The sequence below is a fragment of the Carnimonas bestiolae genome (genome assembly GCF_051251145.1).
GTDB classification, from domain to species: Bacteria; Pseudomonadota; Gammaproteobacteria; order Pseudomonadales; family Halomonadaceae; genus Carnimonas; species Carnimonas bestiolae.
In genome coordinates, this window is record NZ_JBPCZK010000002.1 from 1 (window position 1) to 15,920 (window position 15,920).

At 54.8% G+C, this 15,920-nt stretch carries 12 protein-coding genes; 3 read left to right on the plus strand and 9 right to left on the minus strand.

Annotated features, from left to right (window positions below; translation table 11 throughout):
• Positions 1-339: 339 nt before the first annotated feature.
• Positions 340-1,692, minus strand: coding sequence for a sodium-dependent transporter (locus tag R84865_RS03415; RefSeq protein ID WP_435638834.1), 1,353 nt, complete (start codon positions 1,690-1,692; stop codon positions 340-342).
• 153 nt (positions 1,693-1,845) lie between these two features.
• On the opposite strand from R84865_RS03415, the gene prlC reads away from it, so the two are divergent.
• Both prlC and R84865_RS03425 read left to right on the plus strand, forming a co-directional pair.
• A complete protein-coding gene (gene prlC, locus R84865_RS03420) occupies positions 1,846-3,888 on the plus strand; it encodes an oligopeptidase A (RefSeq protein ID WP_435638835.1) in 2,043 nt (680 codons plus the stop codon).
• 61 nt (positions 3,889-3,949) lie between these two features.
• On the plus strand, positions 3,950-4,201 hold the full coding sequence (locus R84865_RS03425; protein WP_435638836.1) for a YheV family putative zinc ribbon protein: 252 nt from the start codon (positions 3,950-3,952) through the stop codon (positions 4,199-4,201).
• A gap of 15 nt (positions 4,202-4,216) precedes the next feature.
• Here the strand turns inward: R84865_RS03425 and metF are convergent, their stop codons facing one another.
• The 8 genes from metF to R84865_RS03465 form a co-directional block, all read right to left on the minus strand.
• Positions 4,217-5,050, minus strand: a complete 834-nt coding sequence (gene metF / locus R84865_RS03430) for a methylenetetrahydrofolate reductase [NAD(P)H] (RefSeq protein ID WP_435637843.1) — start codon at positions 5,048-5,050, stop codon at positions 4,217-4,219.
• A gap of 191 nt (positions 5,051-5,241) precedes the next feature.
• On the minus strand, positions 5,242-5,799 hold the full coding sequence (locus R84865_RS03435) for a hypothetical protein (protein WP_435637842.1): 558 nt from the start codon (positions 5,797-5,799) through the stop codon (positions 5,242-5,244).
• 532 nt (positions 5,800-6,331) lie between these two features.
• Positions 6,332-6,661, minus strand: a complete 330-nt coding sequence (locus R84865_RS03440; RefSeq protein ID WP_435632769.1) for a hypothetical protein — start codon at positions 6,659-6,661, stop codon at positions 6,332-6,334.
• A 390-nt stretch (positions 6,662-7,051) separates the two neighbouring features.
• Positions 7,052-7,372, minus strand: a complete 321-nt coding sequence (locus tag R84865_RS03445) for a thioredoxin family protein (protein WP_435638837.1) — start codon at positions 7,370-7,372, stop codon at positions 7,052-7,054.
• On the minus strand, positions 7,372-7,839 hold the full coding sequence (locus R84865_RS03450; RefSeq protein WP_435638838.1) for a flavodoxin: 468 nt from the start codon (positions 7,837-7,839) through the stop codon (positions 7,372-7,374). The genes R84865_RS03445 and R84865_RS03450 overlap by 1 nt, the downstream gene beginning before the upstream one ends.
• Positions 7,840-7,968: 129 nt before the next feature.
• Positions 7,969-9,024 (minus strand): ribonucleotide-diphosphate reductase subunit beta, encoded by a 1,056-nt coding sequence (locus R84865_RS03455; RefSeq protein ID WP_435632772.1) that lies wholly within the window; start codon positions 9,022-9,024, stop codon positions 7,969-7,971.
• 274 nt (positions 9,025-9,298) lie between these two features.
• Entirely contained in the window at positions 9,299-11,635 is a 2,337-nt protein-coding gene (locus R84865_RS03460) for a ribonucleoside-diphosphate reductase subunit alpha (protein WP_435637840.1), read from the minus strand.
• Positions 11,636-12,282: 647 nt separating this feature from the next.
• Complete coding sequence (locus tag R84865_RS03465) at positions 12,283-13,650, minus strand: amino acid permease (protein ID WP_435637839.1); 1,368 nt, start codon at positions 13,648-13,650, stop codon at positions 12,283-12,285.
• A 571-nt stretch (positions 13,651-14,221) separates the two neighbouring features.
• Between R84865_RS03465 and R84865_RS03470 the strand changes: the two genes are divergently transcribed.
• On the plus strand, positions 14,222-15,862 hold the full coding sequence (locus tag R84865_RS03470; protein WP_435632775.1) for a lactate permease LctP family transporter: 1,641 nt from the start codon (positions 14,222-14,224) through the stop codon (positions 15,860-15,862).
• The last annotated feature ends 58 nt before the right edge of the window (positions 15,863-15,920 follow it).

The window sequence follows — 15,920 nt, forward strand, 5'->3', positions numbered from 1 at the left end:
TGCGAGCGTGGTGAGTGACGTTGCCGTCCGAATCGAAACGAGCGCCCACACAAATTGTCTGATCGATTTGTTAAAGAGCGTCGAACTGAAGCGCTAAACCGTGCCCCGTTCAAGTGGATGCGTATTCTACGCAATCCGGTGTGGAAGTCAATCGCTTTTTTGCTTTCGTTAACGTTTCCGTTAGCTCAACAACACCGCGCTTTACCTCCGAAAATCAACGGCTTAACAAATCCGCTAACTTCCCACTGCTGAGGACCTGCCCCAGCGGTGGAGGCGTACTATATAGGCTCCACTGGCCTTACGCAATAGCATATTTCAAATTTAAGACAATCGACTCATTCAGATCAGTTTGGGCACCAATGCTGATAGCAAAACCAGCACTACCAAAGGGATGGCAACGTAGCGCGTAATATGCAGCCACAACCAAAATCCCGATGTCCCCACTCCCAGCGCACCCGCCGCCTTCTCAGGGTCGAGCACGTTGGCCGCGAACCAGGCAATCATCAGCCCGCCAAGCGGTAGGAATATGTCCGGCGGCACACTGGTAACCAGATCGAAGAACGTCATCCCGGCAATCGGTCGCACATTCGCCAACGTCGAAAAGGACAGCGCCGGCAGCAGCCCTGCCGCCCATACACACAGCCCAACGATAAGCGCTGCCACAGGCCGCGAGAGTCTTCCGGTGCTGATTGACGCCACCATCGGCTCGGCAAGGTTAATGGAGGAGGTCCAGGTCGCGAACAGCAGCAGCAAGAAGAAGGCACCCAATAGAGGGATGCCAAACGGCATTGCTGAAAAGGCGATGGGCAACGCTACAAACATAAGACCCGGCCCGCTGGTGGGGTCGAGATGATGCGAGAACACCACCGAGAAAATTGCCACTCCTGACAGCACCGCAACGAGCACATCCAGTACCGCCACAATAACCACCGCCTTCACCAGACTTTGGTCTTCCGGCATGTAAGCGCCGTAGGCCATTAACGCGCAGGCACCAATAGCCAGTGTGAAGAAGGCATGCCCCAGCGCGTTAACCACCACTAGCGGCGTTAGCTCCTCAAATTTGGGCGAGAACAGCCACTTCAGTGCCTCACCAAATCCCGGCGTGGTCGCTGCATAGATCACCAGTACGACAAGCAAAAGATAGAGCAGCGGCATCAGCCAATTGTTTAATCGCTCTAGCCCCGACGAGACACCCTTTGCTACTACCGCCATTGTTAGCAGCATGAACAGCGAGTGATTCAATACCACTAGCCAGGGATTCGCCAAAAAGACATCAAGCGCGTGGCTGATGTTCTCCGCTGATGCACCCGCGAATTTGCCCTGCACGGTACTCGACAGATATTCAATCGACCATCCCGACACCACCGAATAGAACGACAGCACTAGAAAAACCGTTAGTAGCCCAAAGCCTGCTACCCACGACCATTTCGCAGAACGCCCGCGTTCCTGTGCCAAAGCCGCCAATGCCTGAATGGGAGGGCGTCGACCAGCCCGCCCAATCATGATCTCGGCAATCATCACGGGGAGCCCCATAGCAAGCACAAAAAAGACATAAAGAAGGAAGAATAGCGCGCCGCCGTTCTCGCCAGCGACATAAGGAAAACGCCAGATATTGCCAAGACCAACGGCAGCGCCCGTTACCGCTAGAATAAAGGCACGCCGGGAACTCCAGCGATCAACCACTTCTTTCATGACGTATCCTTGGACATTTGTATACTTATATAGGCGGTGCACAATTTATCAGAGCCTCGCGCGAAACGCTGTAGTAGCGGCGCAATGCGATTGAAAGCAACGCCACTCAGCCCCATGTAATCCTTAACAGCCACATTCACATAAGGAACAGCAATGTCCGGCAATCCTTTGCTCGAACGCCATGAGCTACCGCCTTTTAACGCGATCAAGCCAGAACACATTGAGCCCGCCATCTCACAATTGATCGATGCGCACAAAAAAGCGGTGGATGAGATTGTCGCGAGCGGGCAGATCAGTTGGAATGCGCTAGTCAAGCCGCTGGAAGATGCCGGTGAACAGCTTGCCCAGGCATGGTCGCCTGTTTCTCATCTGAATTCAGTGGCCAACTCGCCCGAATTGCGCGAAGCATATCAAGCCTGCCTTCCCAAGCTGTCTGAATTCAGCACCTGGATGGGCCAGCATGAAGGGCTCTTTAACGCGTACAAGGCGCTTCGAGATAGCGACGAATTTGCCACTCTCGATGAGGCACAGCGCAAGTCGATCGACAACACCCTGCGCGATTTCCGCCTGGCTGGCGTGGATCTGCCCGACGCAGACAAAAAGCGCTACGGGGCTATCCAAACGCGCTTGTCAGAGCTCTCCAATAACTTCGCCAATAACGTGCTGGACGCCACTCAGGCGTGGCATCTCGATATCGAAGAAAGCCAGTTGGCAGGGCTGCCCGAAAGCGCGCGTGACATTCTGCGCGCTAATGCAGAAGCCAAAGGCGCAGATGGCTATCGCGTCACGCTCGACTTTCCTAGCTTACTACCGGTACTCACCTACGCCGACGACCGTGAGCTGCGCCAACAAGTGCAGGAAGCGTTTGTTACGCGCGCCTCCGACAAGGGCCCTAACGCTGGCGAGTTCGACAACTCTGAGGTGATGGCAGAAATCGTCACACTTCGCCAGGAGTTGGCCCAGTTGCTCGGTTTCGCTACTTACGCCGACCTGTCGCTCGCGACCAAAATGGCTGATTCTCCGCAGCAGGTACTTCACTTCCTGAATGACCTTGCCAAGCGCGCCAAACCGCAGGCGGAGCGTGAATACGCCGAGCTGGCGCACTACGCCAAAGATACGCTGGGCATCGATACACTGGAAAGCTGGGATTCGACCTACGCCGCTGAAAAGCTGCGCGAGGATCGCTACGCGATTTCGCAAGAACAATTGCGCCCTTATTTCCCTGCACCCAAGGCCATCGAAGGTCTGTTCAAGGTGGTCAACCGCCTCTATGGCGTCGAATTTACCGAGCGCACCGACGTGGCTATCTGGAATGACGACGTTCGTTATTTCGAAATCCGCGATAACGGTGAGCTGATTGCCGGCTTCTATCTCGACCTGTACGCCCGCGAGGGTAAACGCGGCGGTGCCTGGATGGATGTTTGCCGAACTCGCCTGCGCCGCGTCGATGGCACTCTGCAGCATCCGGTAGCGTACCTGACCTGCAACTTCACTCGTCCGGTAGGCAACAAGCCCGCGCTGTTAACTCATTCGGAAGTTACCACGCTCTTCCACGAGTTTGGCCATGGCCTGCATCATATGCTGACGCGCCAGGAAGTGGCGGAAATTTCCGGCATTAACGGTGTCGCGTGGGACGCCGTGGAGCTGCCCAGCCAGTTCATGGAAAATTTCTGCTGGGAGCGCGAAGGGCTTGATTTAATCACTTCCCACGTGGATACCGGAGAGACACTACCGGACGATCTATATCAAAAACTGCTGGCTGCTCGTAACTTCGAATCTGCCATGCAGATGGTAAGACAGCTCGAATTCTCGCTGTTCGATTTCCGTTTGCATCACGAACTCAAGCAGCCCGACAGCGCCGCTATCCAGAAGATGCTCGATAACGTGCGCGACGACGTATCGGTTGCCCCGCAAACGTCGTATAACCGCTTCCAGCATGGTTTTGCGCATATTTTCGCGGGTGGCTATGCTGCCGGATATTACAGCTACAAGTGGGCAGAAGTGCTGTCTGCCGATGCCTATTCGGCCTTCGAAGAAGCCGGCGTTTTCGATCAGGGAACCGGTCAACGTTTCAGAAGCGAAATACTGGAACGCGGCGGCTCCCGCGACGCCAAAGAGCTGTTCGAGGCTTTCCGCGGCCGCGAGCCCAGCATTGATCCGCTGCTTCGCCATTCAGGCATCGACAGCGCCGCCTAACCAAACAGCAAAAAGGCCCGCTTTGCGCGGGCCTTCGCTTTTGACAACGCAGGACAATGTCATGACCGTCAAGAAACGCTTCATTGCCGGTGCCGTATGCCCGCGCTGTTCCACCATGGACACGCTCAAAGCATGGGAGCAAAACGGCATTCGCTATAGAGAGTGTGTAGATTGCGACTTCTTCGAGCAGCTACCGCTGGAGCAGCAAAACGTGGGAGAGCTGGAAACACGCGTGAACAAGCCAGCCGCGGAGCCGGAGAACGATATTCAGACCGTTAAGATTCTCGATCCAGGCAGCATCACTCGCCACTAGCCCCGCCCGACGCCATCAGCGCCCGATCGCCTCAAGTATCTTCAAGGTAGGTTCGGCTTGATTAAGCGTATAGAAATGCAGCGCGGGCGCACCACCCTCGACCAAACGCTCGCACAAACGCGCCACCACCTCGTGCCCGAAAGCGCGCACGCTTTGCTCATCGTCGGCGTAAGCTTCCAACTGCTTCTCGATCCAGCGGGGAATACCCGCGCCGCATACTGAAGAAAAGCGCAGCAAGCTCTCCACCTTGGTAATCGGCATGATGCCTGGAATGATCGGCTGATCGACGCCCAGTGCCTGCGCGCGCTCTGCGAAATGGAAATAGGCTTCCGCATCGAAAAAATACTGGGTAACGGCCCGGTTGGCCCCTGCCTTCATTTTGTTGGCAAAGAACTGAAGATCGGATTCAAACCCTTTCGCCTGTGGATGCATTTCAGGGTAAGCCCCAACCACAAGATCGAAGTAATCACCGTGCCGCTCGCGAATCAGCTCGATCAACTGGTTGGCATAGCGCAGTTCGCCCACCCCCATCTGGCCTGACGGCATATCGCCACGCAGCGCGACAATGCGTTTGATTCCTTGCTCTTTATAGCGATCCAGCAATGCGTATATTTCGTCTCGCTCGCTCGATATGCAGGAAAGATGTGGCGCCGTGTCGATACCGGACTCACGTAGCGAAAGCACGGTTTCCAATGTGCGATCACGCGTTGATCCACCCGCGCCAAACGTTACAGAAAAGAACTCGGGCTGCTTGGCCGCCAATGCATCGCGCACCCCTTTTAACTTGTCGCGCCCTGCATCAGTACGCGGAGGGAAGAATTCGAAGCTAACATTGATGGACGATGACATGACAAAACCCGTTTGATTCAAAAACACGCGCGCGACCGGAAGGCGATAGTGCTGACATCCCGCCGCCGCGTCATACATAAAAGCCAATGGGAGCTGGACGAAACCGGCCACTTGGCGTGCCGAACAACCACAGCCCCCACTCGATCAATACCCCGCAGCAAACCCGATTTATGCAGTGCGGACTGAACGCATTAAGGCGCCAGCGTTACTTTGCTGGTCTGCCCCTTGCCTACGCCCACTTCTTGCTGAATAACCTGCTTACCACGTGAGTACGAATCACCTTCGCTAACGTCCTTGTGGGCAGTGGTAATCAGGTAGTAGCTACCCGCTGCGAGACCGTTAAATTCGAATTTACCAGCATCATTCCCAAGGGTACGCAGCGTGTACTTCTGCGCACGCGGATCAGCCGGAGAAATCTTGCGATTTTGCTGCAGCGCTTCATACGCCTGACGAGAGTAGCTGGTGACAGGCACCGCTAAAATTTCCGGACCGGTCATGGCGTAGCGTTTGCCATCACGCGTGGAAAATACTTGCCCCACAATGCTGGAAGAGCCGGAGCGCGCCAGCTTCTGATACTCATCCGCCGGAAAAGGAATACGCTGCACAGGTCCGGTAGGTGCCGGCTTCTCTGAAGATACGGTGCCTGCTGAGTCGTCGTCTGAGTGAAATACCGAGGAAACACTCTGACACCCAGCCAGCGCTGCCAGTGCAGCGCTCAGCAGAATCATGCGAACGATGTTTTTCATCATTGGTAACGTCCCTGTCGACCACAATCGGAAATACTGCTGCAAGCATACCCGAGCACAGAGATAAATTGTGCCTGAATTTTTACACGCGGTGTCGGAACGGCAGAAGTACTGCGGGCGGGATAAGCGAAACAGGGGAATAAAAAAAGATCGCCACTCTGGAGAAAGCGACGATCTTAATGCCAATGGCTCGCTCTACGGCGAGCACTTAACTTCTTACGCCTCATCAAGCGAAGAATTCTGTCGACAATCTTATCACTCTAGAGGGCTATGTGCCAAATATACACGCGCAAAAAAGCCCCCTCCGAAGGTCGGAGAGGGTAAAGACCGTGACTAGCTTGATGAGGAGATGTCTTCGATTGACTACTGCCACTCGAGGACAATGTGATGCTTGGCGACATCACAGGAGCAATACTACAGCCCCCTAAATGAAAAAACAACACTAATGATAAAAATTCTCATTAAATTGGCATGATGCTGTAGATTACCGACTCACAACCCGTGCCACGCCCACCCAGCAGGCGCATACAGCTCGCTAACGGGTGTTCAGTTCAGCCCACCAATCTGCGTAAGTGCTATTGCGAGGATGCTTGCCCGTCTCATCCTCGGCTCCATCGTCCCACCACACCGGGCCGCGCTCGCCCAAGGCTATTTTGGCCTCATTCACAGCATCGCGCGCACGCTTTAACGCCGCTGCATCTTCACTCTGCTTCGCTTCTTTAACCGCACGCCGCGCCCGCATCAACTCATTCACTCTCTGCTGACGCGTTGATTCAGCGAGACGCGGATCAGTTTTCCGCCACAGTTTATCCTTGGCGACAAAATAGCGGCCATCGGGCGTGGTGGGATAGGACGGTGGTGTCATCGTCGAGGGGGTCTCCAAGTAAAGTGCTTGAGGGAAAGTATAAACAGAGCAGATAGCAGTGGATAAATCATTCCTCGCCACTTCTTAAAAACAAAAAAACCGCCCCATGTGGGGCGGCATAAAGACCGTGACTAGCTTGATGAGGAGATGTCTTCAAAAGGCCGGAGCCAGCTGAGGACAAATGTGATGCTTGGCGAACATCACAGGAACGATATTAGAGGCTTCTAAAGGACAATGCAACTCTAATGATAAAAATTATCATCTAAATATCTCATACTTAAGTATGAAAACAGCTTCCGCTCGATAGCAGCGCGTTCACCTTCGATCACAAAAAATGCCGACACCATTATCAATGGCGTCGGCAGCTTATTGTTGCAGCAAACCTGAGGATCAGGCGTTAAGCAGCGCTTCGATCTTGGCCGGGGGAACAAAGCCTGGCAGACGGCCGGCTTCTTCTCCATTCTTGAACAGCAGCAACGTGGGGGTTTGGCGCAGGCGGTGGGAGAAAAAGAACTCCTCGCCAATGTTCTCAAGCTTTACCTTTGCTAGCGTAACCCCTTCGGCGGCAGCGCTATTGCTTACCTTGTCCAACGATACCTCGAGCATTTTGCAGCCGGGGCAGTCATCCTTGAAGAAGTCGACCAGCAGCGTGGGATAATCCTTCAGCGCCTGGGCAAACGCCTCAGCTGATGTGATCTCGACAGTGTTCATTACTCGCGGCGCTCCTTGCAGCCAGCCAGGACGCGATGCGTCCATTCGATTATCGCGTCACGATCGCGCTGACCGTGCGGCATCTGTTCTATTTTAAGCGGTGGGTACGGTGTTGCGAAGAAGTTAGCCATGCGCACTACCGCTCCGCAGTAGTACTCGGGCCCCCACTGAGTCTCACCGGTGCCGAACACAGCGGTATGGCGGGGTTTGCCTACCTGCTGGTATAGCTCAGCAATAAATTCCTTCATTTCAGGCGGCGTACGCCCATAGTTGTGCGACCACGAGCCCAGCATGTAAAGGTCGAACGCGGATTCCTCAAAGGGCTCGGGAACAACATCCTGAAGCGACTCGATGGTCACAAACACCGGCGTTACTACATGACCAGCGCCCTCGGCCTCATGTTGTATCAGCGTTGCTACCTCGCGGGTGTTGCCGCTTAGAGAGTCAAACGCCAGCAGGATTTTCATCACTGTCTCCCCTACCCAAGGGAATTGGAGTTCCCGCCAACATACTCAGGCGAGAACTACCAACGCTAGCCAATCACCGCCTTGCTGGTGCCGATAGGCGAAGCATTACGCTCGCGGGCACGCCTGATATTAAAGATCGTCGAAACCGTTGTCCGAATTGGTTTTCTTATAGCTTGAGTTACGCATTTCGAAGAAGTCGGTTTTAGTTTCGGTAAAGTTATCGGCGTAGGCCTTGATCCACGGCATTACGTTCTCGTTGCTCTGGCTATATATCTTCTCGATGCCCAGCATGCCTGCCATTTTATTGGCGCGATACTTAACGTAATTGATCATCTCGTCGACATCGATGCCTTCGATGCCATCAAGCACTTCTGCCGACCAGGTGGTTTCCAGCTCGATCGCATGCTGGAACGCCTTGTGGGTGTACTCGGTGATTTCCTCACCCTGCAGGGACTGGTTCTCGCCGATAATGGCGCGGATCAGCTCACTAATGAACTTGGAGTGCGCCAACTCATCACGATTGATGAAGCTGATGATTTTACCGGTACCTGTCATGCGGTTTTGGCGAACCAGGTTGTAGAAGTACGCAAAACCTGAATAGAAGTTAATGCCTTCGAGAATCGACGACTGGATCAGCGACTTGACCAGATTAATCGGCGTTTTATCGAGCATGAAGTCGTTGTACGACTCCATGATGGGCTCGTTACGCTTGATAATGGTGGGATGAGTACGCGCCAGTTCGAACACGCGATTCTGGTTCTGTAAATCAGTAATGGAAGCAAGCACATACGAGTAGCTCTCGTTGTGAATTACCTCTTGCTGACCGATGATTGCCGCATTGGCGTGCGCTGCAGGATCGGTGATGTACTCCGCCACGTTATAGATGAAGCGCGTTTGCGGCGAATCCAGCGTCGCGAGCAAGCCAATAATCGAATCGTAGGCATTTTTCTCACGCGCCGACAGCTCGCCATACTGCTTGGCATCCCCTTTCATATCGACTTCGTCGGGAATCCAGTAGTTGGTCGATAGCTCTTTGTAGGCTCGGTAGAACGAAGGATACGGAATATCGTTCCAGTTGAGCACGCCGCTCGCCTTGCCATTGATGATACCCGTGGCGCGATTGGGATTGAGCGGTTCGAGAATCTTGATGCGGTCGAGCTGCGAGCTAGCGTTTTCAGTGGTCATGAAGCAATGGTCCGTTTGGTGCAACACAGTGCTAGCGCGATGCAGACACTGTAGAGATGATGTCGTCAAAAACGAATGAGAGCGGTCGTCCGCTACGGCGCTAGGGTGACTGGCTAATCGCTGGAGCAGCGAAGGTCGCGCAAATCGCCTGATGCGCCCCTAAACCAGCTCGAGCATCAGGCAGAAAAACTGCGCCGCCGAGCAAGGCAAAGCGCAGTCAGGAGCCTGAACAGTGCGCGGCCCAACGAGTTGACCGCGCCTTATCTCTGCTCCGTTAGCTGGAGCACCACTCGCATTCTTCGATATCCATATCGTTGGAACGCACGTAGTAGGTAGTTTTCAATCCTTCCTTCCATGCCGTCATATGCAGATCGAGCAGCGTGCTGGCGCGAATGCTGCTGGGCACGTAGAAGTTGAAGCTGATCGACTGGTCAACGTGGCGCTGACGGCGGCCGTTCTGGCGCACGCTAGCGAACTGGTCGATCTTGTATGCACCCTGCTCGTAGAAGGAGTAGGTATCTACCGACAGATCAGGCGCCACTACCGGACGGCGATAGTCTTTCTTCTCTTCGTAATAGAAGACGCTATAAATCGGATCGATCGATGCTGTAGAGCCGGCAATCTGAGCGGTACTCATGTTCGGCGCTACCGCGAGCAGGTAGGCGTTACGCACGCCAAATTCAGCAACGTTGGCGGCCAGCGCTTGCCATTCGCTGTTATCGTAATGGCGACGCTCGAAGTATTCGCCGGTGTGCCAGTCGCTGCCCTTGAATACCTTGTAGGTGCCCTTCTCTTTGGCCAGCTCCATGCTCGCCTTGATCGCCAGGTAGTTAATGCGCTCGTAGAGCTTGTCGCAATATTCTTCGGCTTCCGGCGAATTCCAGGTAATGCCCTTGAGTGCCAGCAGGTGATGCCAACCGAAGGTGCCCAAGCCAATAGCGCGGTACTTGCGATTGGTAATGGTGGCCTGCGGTACTGGCAGCGAGTTGAGATCAATAACGTTATCGAGCATACGCACTTCGATATTGATCAAGCGTTCCAGCACATCCTCATCCATCAGATCTTCCGGCTCTGCCGTGACCGCACGGCCCAGATTGATGGAAGAAAGGTTGCACACCACAAAGTCGCCCGCTTGCTTGGACGTGACGATCTGGTCACCGCTAATCACTTCTTGGATCAGTCGCGTGGGACTCATGTTCTGCAGAATTTCGGTGCACAGGTTGCTGGAATACACCATGCCTTCATGCTTGTTCGGGTTCATGCGATTAACTTCATCGCGGTAGAACATGAAGGGATTTCCGGTTTCCAACTGGCTGATCATGATGCGCTTGAAGATGTCGATTGCCTTGACGATCTTGCGGCTGATGCGCTCGTCGGCCACCACTTCTTCGTACTTCTGGCGGAAACTGCCTTCGCCGCGTTTCTCGTCGAAGAAGTCCTGCAGATACCAGCCCTTCTTCTCCTTCACTTCGTGCGGATCGAACAGATACCAATCACCACGGCTTTCCACTTTCTCCATGAAGAGATCGGGCAAGCACACGGAGATGAAGACGTCGTGCGCACGCAGGCGCTGGTCGCCATTGTTCAGGCGCAGATCGAGGAAGGCTTCGATATCGCGATGCCATACGTCGAGGTAGACCGCGATGGCGCCTTTACGCTGGCCAAGCTGATCGACGCTTACTGCGGTATTGTTCAGCTGTTTGACCCATGGCACGACACCACCGCTGGAATTCGGCACGCCGCGAATAGAGGAACCCGAGCTGCGCACGTAGCCCAGATAGGCGCCTACGCCGCCGCCGTGTTTGGATACACGCGCAACGTCAGTGTTGCTGTCGTAGATGCCTTGCAGGCTGTCGTCCACAGTATCGATGAAGCAGCTGGAAAGCTGACCGCCGATTTTACCTGCGTTGGCCAATGTAGGCGTCGCAACGGTCATATAAAGATTAGACAGCGCCCAATAGGCTTCCTTGACCAGCAGCATACGCTTGTCGCGCGGCTTTTCGTCCTGCATCAGATACAGCGCGATGGTCAGCCAGCGCTCCTGCGGCAGCTCATACACGTTACGCGTGTGATCGGTAGCCAGATAGCGTGTTGCCAGCAGATAGAGGCCGTTGTAAGCGAACAGTTTGTCGCGATCGGGCTCGATCATTTTACCCGCTTCGACCAGTTCATCCTTCGAGTAGTTACGCAGAATGTCACCGGAATAGATACCGCGCTCGCCAAGGCTCTCCTGCAGGCCAACGTAGGAGCCGTACTTATCATCGTCGTTGTAGAAACGATTCTTGCTCGCCTTCTTGTACAGGCGATTCAGATAAAGACGCGCTGCAAACTTCTCCCACTCGGGGGTCGCTACATCGGTGCGCGACTCGGCTTCACGAATGAGATGACCAACCATATCTTCAGCGGCGATCTGCTCCTTGCGCTCGATAAAGCCAAACACCTTGCTTTTATAGTCGGCGATATCAAGGTCGGGGAATTCGCTATGCACGCGATCAAGGTAGCGCTCGAGACGAGCACGCTCGTAGGGCATTTGCCGCTTGCCACCATCTTTCACCACTACCGTGGAGGAAGTGGCGCTGGTTGTTTGCTGTTCAACGGTAGTCGATGTCATGGCTCGGGTCCTATAGATCGGATGCTGGCTAAGCGGATTGCGGCGTCGCACCAGAGAAGTAGTAGAGAGACTGTGTAGCATGCGTCGACGTGTAAAAAAGAAACGCTAAAAACGCCAAATTTCGGCTTGACAAACAACGTCGACGGCGCTCTTGTCTTTATCGCTCATCTACCAGATATAGTAATCAAATCTACTCGCAGTCACAATATATGGTAAAGCCTGTTGGTGAGTGTCCGCGAATTGTAACAATCCACAGCACGATTCATTGCCGCTTCCCCTAACCCCAGTAACGACGCGCTATCGAACGCAGACACCCCAAAACTCACGATAATACCCACCTCTTATTCCAGCCTTTAAAACACCTAATCCACAGTGTTATCCACAGATTGAATTGATTAATAGCATTGCGGCCAGACTGAACAAATGAGTCATTGGTAAAGCGACGAGACGGTGCTAGCGCGAGCACCGAGCACCGAGCACCGAGCACCGAGCACCGAGCACCGAGCACCGAGCACCGAGCACCGAGCACCGAGCACCGAGCACCGAGCACCGAGCACCGAGCACCGAGCACCGAGCGCAAAAAGCAAAACCCCGGCACATGGCCGGGGTCTTGATGATAGAGACGCGAAGTTCAACGCCGCAGGCGACTACTCGAGATTTTCGACACGTGCATGGCGCTGCGAGTAGGCGAAATAGAACAACAGCCCTACCGCCATCCAAGCGATAAATGCGATCCAGGTCATCCATGCCAGGCTAAAGGCCAGAATCAGGCAGATCACCACCGACAGCGGCCCCAATACAAACGGCATGGGCATCGAGAACGAACGCTTAAGATCGGGGCGTCGTAAACGCAGTACCGGCACCGCGACGGACATCAGAATAAAGGCCATCAGCGTGCCCATATTGATCAGTTCCGCCAGTGTGCCGAGAGGTACTACGCCGGCAATCAACGCTGCCAGAATACCCAGCCCCCACGTCGAAGCTACCGGAATCTGGCGATCGTTGACCTTCGACAACAAAGGCGGCAACAAGCCATCTCGCGACATCGCGAATACCAACCGAGTCAGCCCGTAGGTCATCACCAGAATAACGGTGAGCATGCCGAGAATGGCCGCGATATTCACCAGATAGAACAGCCAATTAACGCCGGTGCGAGAGATAACCAGCGCGATGGGATCGTCCACGCCCACAAACTGGGCAAACGGCACAATACCTGTCGAGACCAGCGCTACCGACGCATAAAGCGCCGCGCAAATAGCCAGGGAGCCCAGCAGCCCAACAGGCAAACTGCGCTGGGGATCGCTGACTTCTTCAGCGGAAGAAGACACCGCATCGAACCCGATGAAGGCGAAAAACGCCAGCGCAGCGCCACTCACGATGCCCGATACACCGAACGGCATGAAAGGCGTCAGGTTTTCAGGCTTCACGTACCAAATGCCGACAATAACCACCATCAGCACCACGGCAACCTTGATCAACACCAATAAATTGTTGAAGCGCTTGGATTCACGGATACCGAGTGAAAGGATGGTCGTGATTACCAGCATCACGATACAGGCTGGCAGGTTGAACAGCGTTTGAGCCCCACTGGCGCTAGCGCCCGGCGCAGCGGAAAGCACGGTAGGCAGGTGTATCCCCAAGCCGCCTAGCAACGACTGAAAATAGCCCGACCAGCCTACCGACACCGCCGCCGCAGCGAGCCCGTATTCGGCGATCAAACTCCAGCCCACCACCCACGCTGCAATTTCACCCAACGTGGCGTAGCTGTATGTGTAACCGGAACCTGCGACCGGAATCATTGAGGCGAATTCAGAATAGCAGAGCGCAGCCAGGGCGCAGGCCGCAGCGGCGAGCAGGAAGGAGAGCGCTAACGCCGGCCCGGCACGTTCAGCCCCCAGCCCGGTAACAACAAAAATACCGGTACCCACCATTGCCCCCAAACCGAGCAGCACCAAATCAGTGGTGGTTAACACCTTTTTTAGCTGTGAGCCCTTTGTGGCATTGGGGCCTACCATTGTTTCTATTCTTTTTCGGCGTAATAAGTTCATTGGTGTTCCACGCTCGATTCCCGCGTTCCTAGATCGATTAACCGTATCTTGCTTGCATGACAACGGCCGGCTGTTACTGCGCGGCAATTGGCCTGCAGAAAAACACCATCACAGGGATGGCAAAAAGTCGCCATGGAGGATTACTCTGTAACTACTGCGGCAAGCTCCGCGCTTGCTGTTCGATATTTTATCCACAACATGCTTCGGCGCCAGCTTACCACTGGAGCAATTCCACTGTCGCTTGTTGTGCTGAAATATCGCCGTTCATTAGTCGCTAGATCATAAACTTAAGTCTCTTAGCCCGTTACGCCGCACAACAAAGCGTATGATAAATACAGCGGTAACAAAGGCTATTGCTCGGTACTATTCCATTGCGCAATCAGGCACATGAAGCTCAGGCGGCCTCGACCCATCGTCGCTGTTAACGCCATTCTATTAGCACCGCTTTACTACACCGCATTCACCGTCGTGAAACTATACTGATGCCGGCTCGCTAGCATCAGTGTTAAGCGTCCAACCAAAAAATAAGGATGTGTTAATGACCCCTTGGTTACAGGACCCTACCCCCCTGGGAAGCTTGTGGATGTCGGTAATTGTCGCCGTCATTCCGATGGTTTTCTTTCTGTTGGCACTGGCGGTATTTCGAGTGAGAGGTTACGTAGCCGCGCTCTCGACGCTAGTTATTTCGCTGGGCATTGCGATCGTCGTTTACCACATGCCGGTCGCCTCTGCCGCGGCAACGGCTATTTACGGCGCACTTTATGGGCTTTGGCCGATCGTCTGGATCATTATCGCGGCCGTCTTCTTGTATCAGCTGTCGGTAAAAAGCGGCCAGTTTGATATCGCTCGCCAATCGATACAGTCGATTACGCCAGATCCCCGCTTGCAGGTGCTGCTTATCGCCTTCAGCTTCGGTGCCTTCCTCGAGGGGGCGGCAGGTTTCGGCGCGCCCGTAGCGATTACCGCGGCCTTGCTGGTCGGACTGGGGTTCCCTCCCGTACAAGCGGCGGTACTGTGTCTGATTGCCAACATGGCACCGGCGACCTACGGCGCGCTGGGCATCGAAATTGCGGTAGGTGCACAAGTGAGCGGCCTTGATGCCTTCGACATTGGCGCCAACACAGGCCGCCAGTTCATCTTCTTTAGCCTGCTGATGCCATTCTGGCTCGTCGCGGTGATGGATGGCTGGAAAGGCATTCGCGAAACCTGGGACAGCTGCCTGGTCAGCGGCATCAGTTTCACGGCGACCATGTTCCTGGTGTCGAACTTCATAGGGCCCGAACTACCCGACATCGTTGCCGCACTGGTCAGCCTGATCGCACTGGCACTTTACCTGCGCCTTAAAGGTGCAGCATCGCGCGCCAAACAGCACGAGCAAGCGCAGGATACTACTAGCAACGACCTCTCGGCGGGCAAGATGCTAAACGCCTGGGCGCCCTTCATCGTACTGACCCTGATGGTGTCGATCTGGACGACGAGCTCCTTCAAGGCACTGTTCAGCGGCGACGGGCCACTCTCCGGGCTGGTATGGAATATTCCGGTGCCGTGGGTTGATCATATGATTCTGGCGGAATCATCGGGTCATCGGGAGGCCATGTCAGCAGTGTTCAAGTTCGATCCGATCAATTCCACCGGCACGGCCATTTTCCTGGCGGCGCTGATCACGATTGTGCTGCATCGCATCTCACTGGCGCTGGCGTGGAAAACCTTCCGTGAAACGATGCACGAGCTGCGCTGGACCATCGTTACCATCAGCGCTGTGCTCTCGTTCGCCTTCGTCACCAATTACTCGGGCGGCTCAACCACGCTGGCATTGGCCCTGGTCGCCACCGGCGCTGCATTCCCGTTCTTCTCCCCTGTACTAGGCTGGCTGGGCGTCTTCCTGACCGGATCGGTCACCTCGTCCAATGCGCTATTCTCGAGCCTGCAAGCCAACACCGCCTCGCAGCTCCACCTATCGCAAAACCTGATGGTGGCGGCCAACGGTACCGGAGGCATGGCGGCCAAAATGATTTCACCGCAGAATATCGCGGTAGCTGCGGCCGCTACGGGGATGGCCGGGAAAGAATCGGACCTTATGCGTAAGACACTGCTGCACAGCGTGGTGTTGCTGATTCTGGTAGGACTGGTAACGGCCGGTTTTGCTTATCTGGTCCCCGAATGGGTAATCGGCAAGTAGATAAACCGCATAGCTCAAACGCAAATGGCCCCGTTCATAGGAACGGGGCCATTTTTAT